General features: G+C 68.3%; 16 protein-coding genes, 1 tRNA gene and 1 pseudogene. 6 read left to right on the forward strand and 12 right to left on the reverse strand.

Annotated elements, in window-relative coordinates:
- A pseudogene (locus ACTJI6_RS17645) lies at positions 1–1,599 on the forward strand (hypothetical protein); the annotation flags it as partial.
- Positions 1,600–1,965: 366 nt separating this feature from the next.
- On the opposite strand, the gene ACTJI6_RS17650 reads toward ACTJI6_RS17645, so the two are convergent.
- The 10 genes from ACTJI6_RS17650 to ACTJI6_RS17695 all read right to left on the reverse strand — a co-directional run bounded on the left by ACTJI6_RS17650 (position 1,966) and on the right by ACTJI6_RS17695 (position 10,022).
- A tRNA-Phe gene (locus ACTJI6_RS17650) sits at positions 1,966–2,041 on the reverse strand.
- Between the two features lie 37 nt (positions 2,042–2,078).
- Positions 2,079–2,282: a DNA gyrase inhibitor YacG gene (locus ACTJI6_RS17655; RefSeq protein ID WP_440802531.1), complete on the reverse strand. Its 204-nt coding sequence runs from the start codon at positions 2,280–2,282 to the stop codon at positions 2,079–2,081.
- Entirely contained in the window at positions 2,282–3,331 is a 1,050-nt protein-coding gene (locus tag ACTJI6_RS17660) for a ribonuclease E/G (RefSeq protein WP_440802532.1), read from the reverse strand. The genes ACTJI6_RS17655 and ACTJI6_RS17660 overlap by 1 nt, the downstream gene beginning before the upstream one ends.
- Positions 3,328–3,936, reverse strand: coding sequence for a Maf family protein (locus ACTJI6_RS17665; protein ID WP_440802534.1), 609 nt, complete (start codon positions 3,934–3,936; stop codon positions 3,328–3,330). Before ACTJI6_RS17665 ends, ACTJI6_RS17660 begins: the two co-directional genes overlap by 4 nt.
- A gap of 28 nt (positions 3,937–3,964) precedes the next feature.
- Entirely contained in the window at positions 3,965–4,183 is a 219-nt protein-coding gene (infA, locus tag ACTJI6_RS17670) for a translation initiation factor IF-1 (RefSeq protein ID WP_036636451.1), read from the reverse strand.
- 86 nt (positions 4,184–4,269) lie between these two features.
- Positions 4,270–5,307, reverse strand: coding sequence for a FliM/FliN family flagellar motor C-terminal domain-containing protein (locus tag ACTJI6_RS17675; protein WP_440802536.1), 1,038 nt, complete (start codon positions 5,305–5,307; stop codon positions 4,270–4,272).
- 87 nt (positions 5,308–5,394) lie between these two features.
- On the reverse strand, positions 5,395–8,055 hold the full coding sequence (locus ACTJI6_RS17680; protein ID WP_440802538.1) for an ATP-binding protein: 2,661 nt from the start codon (positions 8,053–8,055) through the stop codon (positions 5,395–5,397).
- Positions 8,045–8,332, reverse strand: a complete 288-nt coding sequence (locus tag ACTJI6_RS17685) for a hypothetical protein (protein WP_206436944.1) — start codon at positions 8,330–8,332, stop codon at positions 8,045–8,047. Before ACTJI6_RS17685 ends, ACTJI6_RS17680 begins: the two co-directional genes overlap by 11 nt.
- A gap of 9 nt (positions 8,333–8,341) precedes the next feature.
- Positions 8,342–8,698 (reverse strand): response regulator transcription factor, encoded by a 357-nt coding sequence (locus ACTJI6_RS17690; RefSeq protein WP_440802539.1) that lies wholly within the window; start codon positions 8,696–8,698, stop codon positions 8,342–8,344.
- Between the two features lie 67 nt (positions 8,699–8,765).
- Entirely contained in the window at positions 8,766–10,022 is a 1,257-nt protein-coding gene (locus ACTJI6_RS17695; protein ID WP_126154927.1) for a helix-turn-helix transcriptional regulator, read from the reverse strand.
- Positions 10,023–10,197: 175 nt separating this feature from the next.
- On the opposite strand from ACTJI6_RS17695, the gene ACTJI6_RS17700 reads away from it, so the two are divergent.
- The 5 genes from ACTJI6_RS17700 (at position 10,198) to ACTJI6_RS17720 (ending at position 15,285) form a co-directional block, all read left to right on the forward strand.
- On the forward strand, positions 10,198–11,595 hold the full coding sequence (locus ACTJI6_RS17700; protein ID WP_126154928.1) for a helix-turn-helix domain-containing protein: 1,398 nt from the start codon (positions 10,198–10,200) through the stop codon (positions 11,593–11,595).
- Between the two features lie 189 nt (positions 11,596–11,784).
- Positions 11,785–13,068, forward strand: coding sequence for a DUF5930 domain-containing protein (locus ACTJI6_RS17705; RefSeq protein WP_440802541.1), 1,284 nt, complete (start codon positions 11,785–11,787; stop codon positions 13,066–13,068).
- Complete coding sequence (locus ACTJI6_RS17710) at positions 13,058–13,549, forward strand: bactofilin family protein (RefSeq protein ID WP_440802543.1); 492 nt, start codon at positions 13,058–13,060, stop codon at positions 13,547–13,549. The genes ACTJI6_RS17705 and ACTJI6_RS17710 overlap by 11 nt, the downstream gene beginning before the upstream one ends.
- A gap of 165 nt (positions 13,550–13,714) precedes the next feature.
- Positions 13,715–14,563: a fumarylacetoacetate hydrolase family protein gene (locus tag ACTJI6_RS17715; RefSeq protein WP_440802544.1), complete on the forward strand. Its 849-nt coding sequence runs from the start codon at positions 13,715–13,717 to the stop codon at positions 14,561–14,563.
- Positions 14,563–15,285 (forward strand): SDR family oxidoreductase, encoded by a 723-nt coding sequence (locus ACTJI6_RS17720; RefSeq protein ID WP_440802545.1) that lies wholly within the window; start codon positions 14,563–14,565, stop codon positions 15,283–15,285. The genes ACTJI6_RS17715 and ACTJI6_RS17720 overlap by 1 nt, the downstream gene beginning before the upstream one ends.
- Here the strand turns inward: ACTJI6_RS17720 and ACTJI6_RS17725 are convergent.
- A complete protein-coding gene (locus tag ACTJI6_RS17725; protein ID WP_440802547.1) occupies positions 15,282–16,079 on the reverse strand; it encodes a DUF2189 domain-containing protein in 798 nt (265 codons plus the stop codon). The two genes, ACTJI6_RS17720 and ACTJI6_RS17725, sit on opposite strands and share 4 nt — an antisense overlap.
- A 73-nt stretch (positions 16,080–16,152) precedes the next feature.
- Positions 16,153–16,647 (reverse strand): pantetheine-phosphate adenylyltransferase, encoded by a 495-nt coding sequence (coaD, locus tag ACTJI6_RS17730; RefSeq protein ID WP_126154934.1) that lies wholly within the window; start codon positions 16,645–16,647, stop codon positions 16,153–16,155.
- Position 16,648: the final 1 nt, after the last annotated feature.

A 16,648-nucleotide genomic window follows, 5' to 3' on the forward strand; every position in this document is an offset into this window, starting at 1 on the left:
ACCTTCGACATCACGATCCGCAACAACCTGCTGTCGCGGTCGTCTTCCTGCGGGGTGCAGATGCGGTCCGGCCTGCATCTTGAGGGCAACCTGCTGGTCGACAACAACCTGGGCGCCGCGGTCAACAGTACCGGCGGCGTCGGCCAGTTCAACAACGTGATCGACAACGTGATTTATTCGGCGGGCTACAAGCGTGTCGCCTACGAGGAAGGTGCGCTTGACTGGGGCTTTGACGTGAACGGCCCGCTGTCCTCGATGGGCGGAAACATCATCGCCCATGGCAAGAACCCCGACGATCCGGCCGAGGCCTACAAGGCCGTGAACTGGAACGACGGGGTGTCCACCAGCGCCAAGATGACGGATGACACGCAGGTCTGGAAATGGGGCGCGGCCAGCCGCAATGTGGGCGGGCTGGCCCCCGCGATCCTGGACAAGACGACGATCTGGCGCCGCGCCGGTGAGAGGCTGGGCAAGGAGTGGGCCAGCATCCCGGAATATGTCGCCCATGTGGCCGCTGCCCCCAGTATCGGCGACATCGTGCGCGAGGACATCCGCTGGACCAAGAGCCGCTTCGGCTCTCCGATCCCCGCCCGCACGGCGCCTGCGGACCTGGTCTTCTATCCCGACCCGAATTTCGACGGCTTCCGCTGGGACAATCGCCGCAACTGGTCGTCGAAAGACCTGCCCGGCACCCATGTCGCTGACAGCGCCGACCTGGACGGCCATTTCGTGCGGTTCGGGACGGTCAATGCCAGCGTCGCGGCCCTGGCCCTGGGCGGGGGCGTCCTGGAGATGACCTCGGGACGGCTGGATGTAGGGACGATCACCGATGCGGGCACGATCCTCACCCGTCTGGCGGGCCAAATCTGGATCGGCGGCGCCGCGCAGCCGCTGTCGGCCGAGGTGGTCAGCGGGCGCCTGGCGCTGACCGGCGCGGCCGCCGACCTGGACCTGGCGGCCAGGGGGGGACAGGTGCTGCTGGGACCGGATTGCACGGCCCGATCGCTGATCATCGACGGGCTGCGCCCGCAGGTGGGCTGGGACGGGACCGGCGCCGCGGCTCTGGCCGTGGCGGGGCGGCTGGAGTTCAAGCGGGGCATCGTGGTCACGGCGGAAAGCGGGATGGAGCGGATCCGCTATGTCTACGCCCATGTCGGCAAGGCGGTCACTGGGTCCGTCAGCGGCTTCACCGCCCGGATCGCCGGGGTGGAACGCATCCATGACCGCGGCGGCAACTACAAAATCTGGCTGTCCGATATTGTCGGCAACCCCCAGGTGGGGGACGTGATTACCGTGGCACCCCGAAAGGAAGGCAACGGCACCGATACGCCCATCACGGTCACGATCGCGACCGTGGGCGCATCCGGCATCGCCCCCCTGCAACGCTTCCGCTCGAGCGCCATCGGCACCGGGCTGGTCGAGCCGACCGTAGCCGCCACGCTCACCCTGGCCGCCACCGCGCAGATCGTCCTGCCCACCGGCCTGCCCGCAGGCACCCACGACCTGACCGGGCCGGGCGTCACCGCCGTCAACAACGGCGCAACCCTGCCCGCAGGCGTCGCCCTGACCGGCGGAAAGCTCGTGATGACCGTCAGCTGAGAAGACGGCGGCGGTGGTAGGCAAAGGGGGCCGCAAGGCCCCCTTCTGCTGTCAGGAATCCGATGGGAGACCAGAAGCTGACAATAAAATTCTTCTGCCAAAGCTAGTGCACGTCACTGCCAAAGTTAGTGCGCCGCCACAGGACCGACAGCTTCTGCCGCAAGTGCATGCGTCGAATGATGTTCAAAAGTCCCATGTGGATCACTACCGTCACCCCCGCCGCTCATCGCTTTGGGGAAAGGTTCACATGGCTCAATTCTCAGTGGAAATTACGCTCCTATCCGGCTCAGTTCCGGGTGGAAATCAACACACAGAACAAGAAACTGATACCCTGAAAAGAGCCGAAGTACCTGTATCATTGAAAAATGGTGCCCGGAGGCGGATTCGAACCACCGACACGCGGATTTTCAATCCGCTGCTCTACCAACTGAGCTATCCGGGCACTTGGCGCGCCGTTTGGCGCGTGGTGTGGGCGGTGTTTACGGGCGCTTGGGGCGGCTGTCCAGCCCCTCGGCGCGGTTTTTTTCATCCGCGCCCTGATCCGAGGACAGATCGTCCTGCGGCTGGCCGGGGATGACATAGGCGCCGCGCAGCCAGCGGCCCAGGTCGACATCGGCACAGCGTTTCGAACAGAACGGGCGATAAGCAGGGACGCCAGGCTTGTTGCAGATCGGGCAGGCCATCAGTCGCGCCCCCGTGCCAGGCGGTGCAGCGGGATGCGGTCGCGTTTGCGGTTGATCTCGTAAAGGCCCATGGTGGTCCAGCCGATCAGCGAGGTTTCGGCGCTTTCGCCCTTGAAGGCGGCGCGCAGCACCTGGTCCAGCGTGGCGCGGTCCCGCTTGGGGATCGGGGCGAAATCGACGACCACCTGCCCGCCCAGGCCTCGCAGGCGCAACTGGCGCGGCAGGTCGCGGGCCAGGGCGATATTGGCCTTCAGCGCGGCGGCGGGGCTGCCGTCCTGGCCGGTGTTCACGTCGATGGCCAGCAGGGCGCGGGTCGGCTCGATCACCGCCAGCGCCCCGCCGGGCAGGGGCACGTCGGGCGACAGCAGGGCATCCACCGCCTCCAGCACGCCGCAGCGGTCGAAGCTGCCCTCGCCCTCCTCGACCATGTCGGGTTCGGGGTCGGCCCAATCCATCCAGGCCTGCTCGTGCGGCGAAGCCGCACCCAGCAGCAGTTCGGGCGCCCCCGCCTGTTCGCCCGCGACCTTGGCGGACAGGTCCAGAAGGCTGCGCAGTTCCTCGGCGATCTCCTCGCCCGGGGCCTGGGCGCAGAGGCTGCGGAAGATGATGCCGGTTCCGTCGGGCGGGGCGGCGCCGTCGCCGAGCGCGGTCAGCTCCGCGCGCAGATCCGCGTCGCGGATGCGGCGAGAGACGTTGATGCCGGGCGCGCCGGGCGTCACCAGCACATGCCGGCCCCGGAACACGATGCGCGAGGTGACGGGGATCGCCTTGCCCTCGTCCGCCACGCCCGTCACCTGGACCAGCAGGGACTGGCCTTCGCGCAGGCCGGATCGGTCGCGCAGATAGCCGCGCTGACCATCGGGCAGGCGCATGAAGACGCCGCCCTGCCCCTTCATCAGGCGTTCGACCACGCCCCGGCAGATGTCGCCGGGCACCAGCGGAGCCAGCAGATTGGCATCGACCAGCAGGTCGGTCAGAACGCCGTCCTCGATCAGGGCGGCGGCCTCGGCCCCGAACAGCTGGCCCAGGATGACCTGACGTCCCTTCATGGGCGGACTTCCTTCATGGTGATGCCACAGGCGGCCAGCATGGCGGCGGTCTCGGACAGGGGCAGGCCGACGACGGATGAGAACGACCCCCGGATCCAGGGAATGAAGGCGGCGGCCGCCCCCTGGATCGCATAGCCGCCCGCCTTGCCCTGCCAGTCGCCGATATCGAGATAGGCTTGCAATTCGGCGGGGCCGATCGGGCGCATCCGCACGGTGGTTTCCACCAGGCGATCGCGCGTCGTATCGCCGTGCCGCAAGGCGACAGCGGTCAGGACGCGGTGGCGCCGCCCCGACATCAGGCGCATGAACGCGGCGGCCTGATCGCGGGATTCGGGCTTGCCGAGGATGCGGCGACCCACCGCGACGGTGGTGTCGGCACACAGCAGAATCTCGTCGGGGCCAAGATCGAAGGCCTGGGCCTTGGCCAGGGCGATCCGTCGCACGTATTCGCGCGCCATTTCGCCCTTGATCGGGGTTTCGTCGATATCGGCGCTGCGAATGTCATCGGGAACGATGCCGATCTGCGCCAGAAGATCCAGGCGGCGCGGACTGGCCGAGCCCAGGATCAGACGAGGGCGCGATGCGGCCGGGGCGCGCGCGGTCATCGCGGCACCCTCCTGTCGGAAGGCCGCGTCACTTGAAGCGGTAATTGATCCGTCCCTTGGACAGGTCATAGGTGTTCATTTCCACCTGCACCTTGTCGCCGGCAAGGACGCGGATGCGGTTCTTGCGCATCTTTCCTGCCATATGCGCAATGATCTCATGGCCGTTTTCCAGCTCGACCCTGAACGTCGCATTCGGCAGGAGTTCCTTCACGACGCCGGGGAATTCGAGCATTTCTTCCTTGGCCATGTTCACTCCATCATGATCGCCCCGCCTGATTCGGGACCGGGGTTAAATGCGACCCCAACGCCCGGATTTCAAGTGTAAAGAGCATTTCACGCCCCCAGGCCGCGCACCGCCACGACCTCTGCGTCCGGTGCGGCGCGGAACGGGTCGTTGTCTGCCAGATCGGCGGGCGGTGGCGCGACGGACGGGGAAGCGGGGTCCAGCCGCGGCGGCGCAACGGTTCCGGCCGCGTCATGCAGCCGCAAGGCATGGCAGCCCTCGGCCTCGCCCAGCTTGCCGGTGGCCAGCAGCTGGCCGTCCGGCGTCTCCAGCCGGGCTTCGGCCAGGGTGACGCGCGGCAGGGCCATCAACTTGCCCGGAACCAGGGCGCGCAATTCGCCCAGGGTCATGGTCCGGCGGCAGAGGACGCCCACCACCTCGACCGGGGCCTCGGCCATGGCACGGGCCAGCGTCTGGAACTGGGCGGCCTCGGGCTGGGGCGCGGAGCCTGCGGGGGTTGCGGCCCGTGCGGCGGGTTGCGGCAGGGCCGGGCGCGCGTCGGGCTTGTGGGGGACGGCGATCAGAATCCGGCCGTCGCGGGTTTCCGCGCCGCCGAAGCGCAGGTCGAAGGACAGGCTGCGATAAGGCCGATCCTCCAGCATCAGCATCAGCGGGCGCGGATCGTCCAGATGGGTCGCATAGCGATAGCCGTGGATCGGCCCGAAGCCGTCCACCGCCGCCATTTCCGTTCCCAGTTCGGTCATCAGCGCATTGACGAAATCGACGCAGATCGCCGCGTCGCTGCGGGTCAGGCGGCGGCGTTCGGCGGGCCGCCCGGTAATGCGGCCCAAGGCCTGAACCTCGATCAAGGCGGTGACGGTCTCGAACCCCAGGGCCATCATGCCGATCTGGTCGCCCGGCCCTTGCAGCACGATCAGCAGCGACGGGTCGGGCAGCAGTTCCGGCAGATCCGCTAGGGTCGCGATGCCGGGCCTGATCTCGACCGGCAGGACGGGCATCCGGTACAGCCGTTCGGCCGCGCGCCCCACCGCATTGGCCGCAGCACGGGCGGGCGACAGGGGCTGCGGCTGGGGAATGCGTCCGGGCTTGTCCGAATCGCCCTTGCGCACCCGCAGCAGCGTTTTCAACAGTCCTGCCTGACCAGATTGCGCCATGATCGCCCCGAATCGCCCTTGCTTGACCTGCACTGTGGCAAGAAGCGGTTGAGAAAGGGTTTATGCCTGCCGCAACCCGGCATTCACCGGCACCGGGGGCCGACGCGGCAGCACGATGCGGAAGGCCGCGCCGCCTTGGCCGGGCAGATAGGTGATCTCTCCCCCCAGGTTGGCCATGATCTCCTTGCAGATCGCCAGGCCCAGGCCCGCGCCCCCTGCCCGCGCCGGGTCGTTCAGGCGGGCGAATTTTTCGAAGATCAGGGCTTGGCGCGCGGTCTCGATCCCCGAGCCGTTGTCGATGATGTCGATCTGCGCGCCGCCGCGCAGGGTCCGGCGCACCCGGATCGTCAGGACGGGCGGTTCGGCGTCGCAATACTTGCGCGCGTTGCTGATGACATTGATCAGCACCTGCAACAGCCGGTCGGCATCGGTGATGACGCCCACATATTCGGACAGGGGCTCTCGTTCCACCCGGAAGACCCGTTCGGGACGCGTGGCCGAGGCCGCCGAGAGCGCCCGTTCGATCAGGTCGTGCAGGTTCGCGGGCGTGACCGACAGCTGTGCCTGGCCGCTTTCCAGGACCGACAGATCCAGCAGGTCGTCCAGCAGCCGTGTCAGGCGGCCGGATTCGTCATAGATGATCCCGGCAAATCGGTCGCGGTCGGCAGGGGACAGATCCGGCGTGCGCAGGATTTCCGAAAACGCCCGGACCGAGGTCATGGGCGTGCGCAGTTCATGGCTGATCTGGCCCAGGAAGGCGTCCTTCTGGACCGACAGGGCGGTCAGCTTGTCATTGGCCTCTTGCAGCTGCCGGGCGGTGCGCGCCAGTTCGGCGCGGGCGTTTTCCAGGCGCTGCGTTTCCTCCTTGGCGCGCCGCGCCTCGGTCGCGACCTGCATCAGATCCGAGACGGTCAGTTCGGACCCACCCGCCACGCTGTCGATCATCGCGTGGGCGGTGGCCGCGCCGATGGATCCGGCCAGGCGCCGTTCCAGCCGGGTCAGAAAGCGCGGCGTCAGATCGGGCAGATAGCCGGACTTGCCTTGGAACGCGGCCTCGGACTGGAAGAAGCGCAGCGCATCCTCGGCCCCCCAGACGCGGCGGGCCATGACCAGCAGCGGCTCGGCCTGATCGGACCCGCGCGCCACGCGGCTGTGGCGGACCGGATCGACGGCGCTGACGAAGGACAGGCCTTGCAGGCGTTCGACCGGATCGGGCATCCCGAAGATCGACATGGCGATGAAGGCCAGCGTGTTCAGCGTCAGCGACAGGAAGATCGCGAAGGCCAGCGGATCGACGCCCGGCGGCAGCGCGGGCGGCGACCCGATCCCGACCGAGGGAAGGAAGATCAGCGCCAGCCACAGCAGGAACCCGGTGCCCACCCCGGCATAGGCGCCATGCCGGTTGGCGCCGCGCCACAGCAGGCCGCCGATCATCGCGGGCAGCACCTGCGCCATGCCCGTGAACGCCACCAACCCCATCGAGGCCAGCGCCACCGCCCCCCCCGACGCCCGGTAATAGACCCAGCCCACCGCCATCACCGCCAGGATCGCCAGCCGCCGGGCGTTGAGGACGAAGCCGCGCAGATCCTCGGGGTCGCCCGACTGCGGCTTGCGGCGCAGCATCAGCCACAAGGGCGTCAGCCAGTGGTTCGAAATCATGGTGGACAGGGCGATGGTGCAGACCACCACCATGGATGTCGCCGCCGAAAAGCCGCCCAGGAACACCAGGAAGGCCAGCCAGTTCTGGCCCGCATGGGCGGGCAGCGTCAGCACATACAGGTCCGGGTTGGCGTCGGGGGGCAGAAGCTGCCGTCCCATCACCGCGATGGGCAGCACGAACAGCGACATGGCGAACAGATAGGCCGGAAAGGCCCAGCCGGCGACGGCCAGCCGATCCTCGTCCGCGGCCTCGACCACCAGAACCTGGAACATGCGCGGCAGGGCGATGATCGCCGCGCCGGACACGATGATCAGCGCCGTCCAACGGTCCGGTTTCAAAATCCAGCCGTCATGTCCGGGGCTTGAGGCCGTTTCCTCGATCCGGTCTAACATGTCTCCGGGACCGTCCGCCAGCCCCCAGACGACAAAGATGCCAAGCGCCAGGAAGGCAAGCAGCTTGACCAGGGCCTCAAGCGCGATGGCTGTGACGACACCGTGGTGGCGTTCGTCGGCGGCCAGGTTGCGGGTGCCGAAGACGATGGTGAACAGCGCCAGCCCCGCCGCCACCCACAGCGCCGTGCCGCCGCTGCCGCCCATCGGGATGTCGGCCAGGCTGGCGGTGGCGAAGACCTCGAAGGACAGGCTGACGGATTGCAGTTGCAGCGCGACATAGGGTGTGGCGGCGATCACCGCGATCAGCGTGACCAGGGCCGCCAGCCGGTTCGACTTGCCGAACCGGGCCGAGACGAGATCGGCGATCGAGGTGACATGGTGCATCCGCGCCACCCGGACCAACCGCCGCAGCACCCACCAGGCCCCGGTAAAGACGATCGTCGGTCCCAGATAGATGGTGGCGAATTCCAGCCCCGACCGGCTGGCATAGCCGACCGCGCCATAGAACGTCCAGGCCGAGCAATAGACCGACAGAGACAGCGTATAGACCGCCGGATGATCCAGCCACCCCGCCTTGCCCCGCGACGCCGCGCGGTCGGCGGCGAAGGCCACGCCGAACATCAGCGCGACATAGGCCAGGCAACCCGCGACAAGCGCCTCAAAGGGCATGGTCGTCCTCCGGGGACGCGGCGATGGCCTGGCGGGCGCGCAGCGTCGCGGCATCGGCCCGCCGCAGCGCGCGGTGCAGCGCCCAGACGGCGGCGATCAACCCGGCCCACAGGCCGAACAGCCAGACCGCGCCCGCCGCGAAGCTGACCTGGGCGGGCACCCACCAGACCGGGGCCAGGACCAGGATCGCGGCCAGCACCGGCAGCACGCGGGCCGCATCGCCCAGCCGCCTGCGCCGGAACGAGGCGCGTTCAAGAAACAGCGGCCGGTCGGGCACGGCGCAGCCTCAGACCAGCATCCGGCGCACCATCGCGCGCAGGTCGTCATTGGCGAAGGGCTTGGCCAGCACCGCATCGGCCTGAGGCATCTCCAGTGCGGCCTGCCCGCGCGCCGTCAGCATCAGCACCGGAGTCGCCGCCAGGCTGGGATCGTGGTCGCCGCGCAGTTCGGCCAGAATCTCGGTCCCCGAACGGTGCGGCAGCATCACGTCCAGGATCACCAGGCGAGGCTTGGCCCCCCGGATCGCCTCGATCCCGCCCAGGCCGTCGCCATGCAGCGCGACCTGCCAGCCTTCGCGCGACAGGATGAACCGCACCGCCTCGGCGATGTTGGGTTCATCCTCGATCATCAGGATGTCGAGCATTCGGCGAATGGTCCCCCCATTTCCCACGATAATGTGACGGCCGGGCGGGTGCTGTCAAAGCCTGTGTTCAGGCCGTCAGCAGGATCGAGGGTTCGCGCCGCGCCGCGCATTCGGCGCGCGGGCAGATCCGGCAGGCCGGTCCGATCGGCAGGGCGGGACGGGCAGGCGCCCCCGCCTCCTCGGGCAGGATCAACATCTGCGCGCGCGTCAGGACCGGCCCGTCGGTGCCCAGCGGCTGATGGCGGGTCGCCAGCGACAGGGTGCGGAACCTGCGGCCGGACGGCGCTTCGACCAGATGGGCGATGGCGGTCTGTGGCGTCGCAAGCGCCTGGAACAGCGGCCATAGCGGGCAGGCGTCGCCTGGCCGGGGCAGCGGAAAGCCAAGGCTGGGACGGCGCAGCGTCAGCGCGCCCGATCCGTCGCAGACCAGCAGGCCCGCGGCTTCGAACCCGACCGGCTTCAGCGCGGCCAGGCGGCGCATTACCAGATCCAGCGGCTGGCCCAGACGCTGGGCCATCCGCAGCGGATCGGGATCCCGTGCCGCCACGGCCAGGGCGGCATCCGGCAGGGCCGCACGCTCTTCCTCCATTCGGAGCAGATGCGCGCGGGCCAGGGCGCGCCCCGCGTCCGAGGCCAGATCGCTGGCGTCCTCGACCGGGGGGGCACCGGCGGCAAGCCAGGCCTCGACTTCCTCCTGCGGGGTGAAGATGGCGTCCTGCGCCTCGAAACTGTCCAGATAGGCGACCAGGGCCTGCGCGGTATTCGACAGGCGCAGGCTGTCTGCATCCAAGTTGGCATGGAACCGCGCCCGCCAGTCGGGCGGGATCTCGCCCCCTTCCGCCAGGATCGAGGCCGTGGACCGGACCGAGGTCACCGCCGACAAGACCTCGTGCAGGGTGGCCAGCAGATAGGGATCCTGCCGCATCCGGTCCGACAGCGTGACAAGCTGGCGTTCCAACGCATCGGCGCGCCGCGCGGTGGCGATCAGCCCGGCGGCCCAGCCCGGAAAGCGGGCCAGCAGTTCGGGGGCTTGGTCCAGTTCGGGGGCCACGTCGTCGGGCAGACGCACCGCCGCCTCGCGCAGGGCGGCGATCTGGGCTTCTTCCCGGCCCTCGGCCAGTTCGGCGGCCGAAACCTCCAGCGCGGCGGCCAGACGCAGGACCAGGTGATCGCCCACCGGGCGATGGTTGTGTTCGATAAGGTTCAGGTATGCCGCTGAAATCCCGGCGGCCCGCGCCACGTCCGCCTGTCGGCGCGACAGCGCCAGGCGGCGTTCGCGGATTCGGGTTCCGGTCAGGATGCGGTTGCCGTTGCGTTGCTTCATGGCGCGATGAAAACCCGACGCCCGTTCCTGCGCAAGCGGCAACGATATCTTAGCATTCTTGCGTCACCATCCCGCCATGATCCTGACTCGTCCCCTGCCCCCTTCCACCGTCGCGGCCCTTGCCCTGGCCGCTTTGCAAACGCTATGGCAGCTTTTGCAAAGATGGGGGAGCGGGATGGCCACTCAGAAGATCTATGCGGGCACGTCGCTGCGCGAAACGCGGGGACGCAGCGGGCTGACGCAAAAGCGGTTCGCCGAACGACTGGGGGTGTCCCTGCCCTATCTGTCGCAGATGGAAAACAACCATCGGCCGATTTCGGTCGGGGTGCTGCTGCGGCTGGCGCAGGAATTCGGCGTCGACCTGACCACGCTGGCCGCGGGCGACGCGGAACGCATGGTCATCGACATGCAGGAGGCCTTGGCCGATCCGATCTTCGACGCCGCCCCGCCTTTGGCCGACCTGCGCCTGGCCGCGACCAATGCTCCGGTGCTGGCCCGCGCCTTCCTGGATCTGTACCGCGCCCACCGCCAAGGCCAGGAACGGCTGGCCGCCCTGGACGAGGCGATCGGCGCATCAGGCCAGAACGCCCTGTCCACCCCGTGGGAGGAGGTGCGCGACTTCTTCCATTACTGCGACAATTATATCGATGCGGTGGACCGCGCGGCGGAACGCTTTGCCTGCCCGGCGGGTCAGCGGCTGGATCCGTGGGACGCGGGGGTGGCGGCGCTTGCGCAGCGCGGCATCCGGGTGACGCGGGCCGAACTGCCCGCCAATGCCGTGTTCCGCCGCTTGGGCCAGGACATCCAGGTGAACGCCGCGGCCGAGCGGCCCACGCAACTGTTCCAGCTTCTGCATCTGGTGGCCCTGGAACGGCAATCGGACCTGCTGGACGCGACCCTGGATCTGGCCCGCTTCCGCAGCCAGACCGCGCGGGACGTGGCGCGGGTGGGACTTGCCAACTATTTCGCGGGGGCGGCGCTGATGCCCTATCGCGCCTTCCTGGCCGCCGCCCAGGCCGAGCGTCACGACCTGGAGCGGCTGTCGCATCTGTTCGGCGCCTCGCTGGAACAGGTGGCGCACCGGCTGTCCACGCTGCAACGCCCCGGCGCCAAGGGGGTGCCGTTCTTCTTCGTCCGCGTCGATCAGGCGGGCACCATCACCAAGCGCCATTCCGCCACGCGCCTGCAATTCGCCCGCTTCGGCGGCGCCTGCCCGTTGTGGAACGTCCACCAGGCGTTCGAGCAGCCCGGCCGGTTCCTGCGCCAACTGGCCGAGACGCCGGACGGGATGCGTTATCTGCTGATGTCGCGCGACGTGTCGAAACATGCGGGCGCCTTCAACGCCCCGGTGCGCCGCTTCGCCATCGGCCTGGGCTGCGAGGTGACGCATGCGGGCAGCGTCGTCTATGCCGACGGGCTGGATCTGACCAAGCCGCGCGCCTTCGAACCCATCGGGATTTCCTGCCGGATCTGCCCGCGCCCGGATTGCCACCAGCGGTCGGTCCCGCCCATAGACCGGCCCCTGCGGATTCCCGCGGATCGCAATGGACCACTACCCTATGAAATATCCTGAACGTCCGTTCTACATCTTGTGGCCGGTCGGCGGATTTTCGCCCGCAGGGGCAAGGTTCCGCGCATCGCGGGAACCGTTTTCGTCCCGCATGTTGCCAGGAAGGCACACATGCGATTAACCCCCTTCAAACTGGAACCAGGTCGCCCGATTCAACCGGGGCGCGATGTCGGGGGACATGATTTGCCAAACGTGACGAACCGCTTGAACGCCTCGCTGGAACGCATCCTGCCGGAAAAGCGCCTGTTCCTGCGGTCCGACGATCACAGCCGGTTCGTCCGCCTGCGCCCCCTGACCCAGCTTGTCGGCATCAGCGGCATCACCCTGGCCTTCGGCTGGACGCTGGTCGCAAGCTCGGTCCTGGCGATCGACGCGATCAGCGCGGGGTCGTCGCGCGGCGGCATCGCCAGCACCCAGACCGCGTTCGAACAGCGCCTGACCGAGCTGTCCCAGGAACGCGACGCCCGCGCGGCCGAGGCCCTGGCCGCGCAGAACCGCTTTGCCGTCGCGCTGGAGCAGGTGTCGCAGATGCAGTCGCAACTGCTCGCCTCCGAGGAAAAGCGCCGCGAGCTGGAGGCCGGGCTGGATGTGGTGCAATCCACCCTGCGCAGCGCGATCAGCGATCGCAATGACATGGTGGCGGATGGCGCGCCTGCCGGGGACACCGATCCGGCCCGCGACCAGGAAGTCGCCGCCGCCCTGGACATCCTGACCGGAGAGCTGCGCCAGACCGCCGACGAACGCGCCACCGCCGTCCAGCAGGCCGAGGAAGCCCGCCGCGCGGTCGAGGAACTGTCCCTGGAACGCGACCAGATCCTGGCCCGCAACGACGAAATCCTGACTCAGCTGGAAAACGCCGTCAGCGTCTCGGTCAAGCCGCTGGACGACGTGTTCCGGTCGGTCGGCATGAACCCCGAGGACGTGCTGGACACGATTCGCGAGGGTTATTCGGGCCAGGGCGGTCCGCTGACGCCGATGGGCCGGTCCACCCGCGGCGATGCGGCGCTGACCAACAGCGAAACGAAGGCCAACCAGATCATCGTCACGCTGGACCAGATGAACACCTATCGCATTGCGATGGAAAAACTGCCGCTGGCGATGCCGGTCCAGCAGTCGTTCCGCTATACCTCGGGTTTCGGGCGCCGCTGGGGCCGGGCGCATGAAGGCATCGACATGGCCGGGCCGGTGGGGACGCCGATCCATGCGACGGGCGACGGCATCGTGACCCATGCAGGCCGCCAGGGCGCCTACGGCAACCTGATCAAGATCCAGCACGAACTGGGGGTCGAGACGCGCTATGGCCACCTGTCGCGGATTCGCGTGAAGGTCGGTCAAAGGGTGTCGCAAGGCGAGCGGATCGGTGATATGGGCAATACCGGACGCTCGACCGGGCCGCATCTGCACTATGAGGTGCGCATGAAGGGTCGGGCGGTTGACCCGATGAGCTTCATCAAGGCAGCAAGCAATGTTCAGTAAGACCCGCGTGACCGAGAAACCGCAGACACCCGCAGCCTCGGACCCCACCACCTCGTTCGAATCCCCTGTCTCGCCCAGCTATGACCGGTCCGAATCCGCCCCGGCGGCGCCCGCGCGGCGGTCCGCGCCGTCGATCCTGTCGTCGGATCTGACGGTGACCGGCAATATCCGCACCGAGGGCGACATCCAGATCGAAGGCACCGTCGAAGGCGACATCCGCGCCCATCAACTGGTGATCGGCGAAAGCGCCACCATCCGGGGCGAGATCGTCGGCGACGAGGTTGTCGTGAACGGCCGCGTGGTGGGCCGCGTCCGCGGCCTGAAGGTGCGCCTGTCGGCCAGCGCCCGCGTCGAAGGCGACATCATCCACAAGACCATCGCCATCGAATCCGGCGCGCATTTCGAAGGGTCTGTCCAGCGGCAGGAAGATCCGATCGCCAACGGCCCGACCAAGAAGTTGGCGCCGCCCGCCACCGAATAGCACCTGCCTGACGGGCAGAGAACGGCCCGCCCCGCGCGGGCCGTTTCGCTTGGGCCGGCCGTCCCGAACTTTCGCCCCCGCCCGCATAAAGCATGTGGCAAATGGGGAAAGTCGCACCGTGCGGGATCGGCTAGGCTTCGGCCACCGGATTACAGGGGGGAACGCATGAAACTGGTTCGATATGGCGACAAGGGGTCCGAGCGGCCGGGGCTTCTGGACGGCGACGGACGGGTGCGCGACCTGTCCGCGCATGTCGCCGACATCGCGGGCGCCAGCCTGACGCGCGACGGTCTGGCGGCCCTGCGCGCAATCGACCCGGCCTCGCTGCCGTTGGTCGACGGCGTGCCGCAGCAGGATCTGCGGCTGGGCGCCTGCGTAGCGGGCGTGGGCAAATTCCTGGCGGTCGGTCTCAACTATGCGGACCATGCCGCCGAGGCCGGGATGGAGGTTCCGGCCGAACCGATCCTGTTCACCAAGTGGACAAGCTGCATCGCCGGGCCGGACGACGATTTGCCCCTGCCCCCGGATTCGACCGCGACGGACTGGGAGGTGGAACTGGGCATCTTCATCGGCGACGGCGGCAGCAATATCGCCCTGGACAAGGCGGCAGCCCATATCGCCGGTTACTGCGTCATCAACGACATCAGCGAACGCGACTGGCAGTTGCGGCGCGGCGGCACCTGGGACAAGGGCAAGGGCCATGACGGCTTCGGCCCCATCGGCCCCTGGCTGGTCACGGCGGACGAGATCGCCGACCCCCGCGCCCTGCGCCTGTGGCTGGAGGTGGACGGCCGCCGCTTCCAGGACGGCAGCACCGCGACGATGGTCTTTGGACCCGAGGAGATCGTATCCTATGCCTCTCGCTTCACGACGCTGCATCCGGGTGACGTGATCGCCACCGGCACGCCGCCGGGCGTGGGCATGGGACAGAACCCGCCGGTCTATCTGCGGCGCGGGCAGGTCATGCGGCTGGGAATCGACGGGCTGGGCCAGCAGCGGCAGCGGGCCGTCTGATGGCCCAGGCGCGCACCATCATCGTCACCGGCGCGGGCAGCGGCATCGGGCGGGCGACCGCCCGGCGCTTCCTGGCGGCGGGATGGCGGGTCGGGCTGCTGGGCCGCCGGGCCGATGCCCTGCGCGACACGGCGGGCGATGCTCCGGCGCTGATCCTGCCCTGCGACGTGACGGATGACGCGGCGGTCGACGCCGCCTTCGACCGCGCCCATGCCGCCTGGGGGCGGCTGGACGTGCTGTTCAACAATGCCGGGCGCGGCGCCGATCCGGTCACGCCCGACGCCATGGACCCCGCCGCGTTCCGCGACGTGATCGCCGTCAACGTCACCGGCATGCTCCTGTGCGCCCGCGCGGCCTTCCGCGTGATGCGGGCGCAGGCGCCGCAGGGCGGGCGGATCATCAACAACGGCTCGATTTCCGCCCATGCGCCGCGGCCGGGATCGGTGGCCTATACGACCTCGAAACATGCCGTCACGGGGCTGACGAAATCTCTGTCCTTGGACGGGCGGCCCTTCGGGATCGCCTGCGGCCAGATCGACATCGGCAACGCCGCAACCGAATTGCTGAGCCAGGTAAGCACCAATTCCCCTGACGCCGAGCCGCTGATGGACGTGTCGGTGGTGGCCGATGCCGTGCTGCACATGGCGGGCCTGCCGCAGGGCGCGAATGTGCAGTTCATGACGGTGATGGCCACCAACATGCCCTTCATCGGCCGGGGTTAGTTCGCCATCACCCGGCGATAGATGTGCCAGCTGGCATGGCCCAGCACCGGCAGCACGATCAGCAGCCCCAGGAAGCCGGGGATGATCGCCACGAACAGCCAGATCGCGATCAGCGCGGCCCAGGCCGCCATGACGCCCGGATTGGCCGCCACCGCCCGGCAAGAGGTGATGATGGCGGTGATGAAATCGACTTCCCGGTCCAGCAGCAGCGGCAGGCCGACCACGGTAAAGCTGAACAGCACCGCCGCGAAACCGCCGCCGATCAGCGTGCCCAGAACCAGCATCGCCAGCCCCCTGCCCTGCAACAGCACCTCGGTCGAGCTTGTGATATGGGTCAGCGCCGACACGCCCATGAACAGCGCGAAGACGGTATGGGCGACGAAGACCCAGAACATGAACAGCAGCAGGATCACCATCGCCATCGACGGGATCTGCCGCTGGCGCTGTTCGAACACCACGCGCAGGATTCGGGCCGTTTCCAGCGGCTGGCCCGCCTCGATCCGGCGGCTGACCTCGTAAAGGCCGGTGGCGGCGAAGGGGGCGATCAACGGAAAGCCCAGGATGAAGGGAATCAGCCACCAGTCCTGCCCCGACGCGAAGGCGACCGAGGCCAGCGCCCAGCCGCCCAATACATAGAAGGCCGAAAACATCAGGCCGAAGGCGGGCGCGCGGCGGAAATCGCGCCAACCCAGGGTCAGCGCGGCGGACAGATCCGACAGGGCGATTTGGGCGGGTTCAGGAATGTCGTCGGGCAGGTTGTGGTCGTCGCGCGCGGGCAGGTCGGGCCGGGTCAAGGAATCCCTCCGGTTGTCAAGTCAGGGCGCGCGTTCGACCGGATGCTAGCAGCGCGACAGATTGTCGCAAGCCCTATCCGCCAAAGCGGTCCGACAGCGCCTGCTGGACCGGCGGCGTCACGAATTTCGACACGTCGCCGCCCAGGCGGGCGATTTCCTTGACCAGCTTCGAGGCGATGGCCTGCCGCCGGGCATCGGCCATCAGGAACACGGTCTCGATGCTGGCATCCAGGGCGCGGTTCATGCCGACCATCTGGAATTCGTATTCGAAATCCGCCACCGCCCGCAGCCCGCGCACGATCACCTGCGCGCCGACGTCGCGGGCGCAGTCGATCAGCAGGTTCTCGAACGGATGGACGACGATCTCGCCCCCGGTGCGGGCGGCGATCTGGTCGCATTCGGCCTTAACCATCGCCACGCGGTCTTCCAGGCTGAACAGGGGCGACTTGTCGCGGTTGATGGCGACGCCGATCACCAGCCGGTCCACCAGCGCCATGGCCCGCTGGATGATGTCGACATGGCCCAGCGTGATCGGATCGAAGGTGCCGGGGTAAAGACCGATACGCATG

It is taken from the genome of Paracoccus sp. 22332, assembly GCF_052045125.1.
Lineage (GTDB): Bacteria > Pseudomonadota > Alphaproteobacteria > Rhodobacterales > Rhodobacteraceae > Paracoccus > Paracoccus haematequi_A.

Coding starts and splice junctions, on each gene's coding strand:
- ACTJI6_RS17715 (WP_440802544.1), top strand. CDS start 13,715: ATGAAACTGGTTCGATATGGCGACAAGGGGTCCGAGCGGCCGGGGCTT.
- infA (WP_036636451.1), bottom strand. CDS start 4,183: ATGGCCAAGGAAGAAATGCTCGAATTCCCCGGCGTCGTGAAGGAACTC.
- ACTJI6_RS17700 (WP_126154928.1), top strand. CDS start 10,198: ATGGCCACTCAGAAGATCTATGCGGGCACGTCGCTGCGCGAAACGCGG.
- ACTJI6_RS17720 (WP_440802545.1), top strand. CDS start 14,563: ATGGCCCAGGCGCGCACCATCATCGTCACCGGCGCGGGCAGCGGCATC.
- ACTJI6_RS17690 (WP_440802539.1), bottom strand. CDS start 8,698: ATGCTCGACATCCTGATGATCGAGGATGAACCCAACATCGCCGAGGCG.
- ACTJI6_RS17695 (WP_126154927.1), bottom strand. CDS start 10,022: ATGAAGCAACGCAACGGCAACCGCATCCTGACCGGAACCCGAATCCGC.
- ACTJI6_RS17680 (WP_440802538.1), bottom strand. CDS start 8,055: ATGCCCTTTGAGGCGCTTGTCGCGGGTTGCCTGGCCTATGTCGCGCTG.
- ACTJI6_RS17710 (WP_440802543.1), top strand. CDS start 13,058: ATGTTCAGTAAGACCCGCGTGACCGAGAAACCGCAGACACCCGCAGCC.
- ACTJI6_RS17655 (WP_440802531.1), bottom strand. CDS start 2,282: ATGGCCTGCCCGATCTGCAACAAGCCTGGCGTCCCTGCTTATCGCCCG.
- coaD (WP_126154934.1), bottom strand. CDS start 16,647: ATGCGTATCGGTCTTTACCCCGGCACCTTCGATCCGATCACGCTGGGC.
- ACTJI6_RS17665 (WP_440802534.1), bottom strand. CDS start 3,936: ATGACCGCGCGCGCCCCGGCCGCATCGCGCCCTCGTCTGATCCTGGGC.
- ACTJI6_RS17660 (WP_440802532.1), bottom strand. CDS start 3,331: ATGAAGGGACGTCAGGTCATCCTGGGCCAGCTGTTCGGGGCCGAGGCC.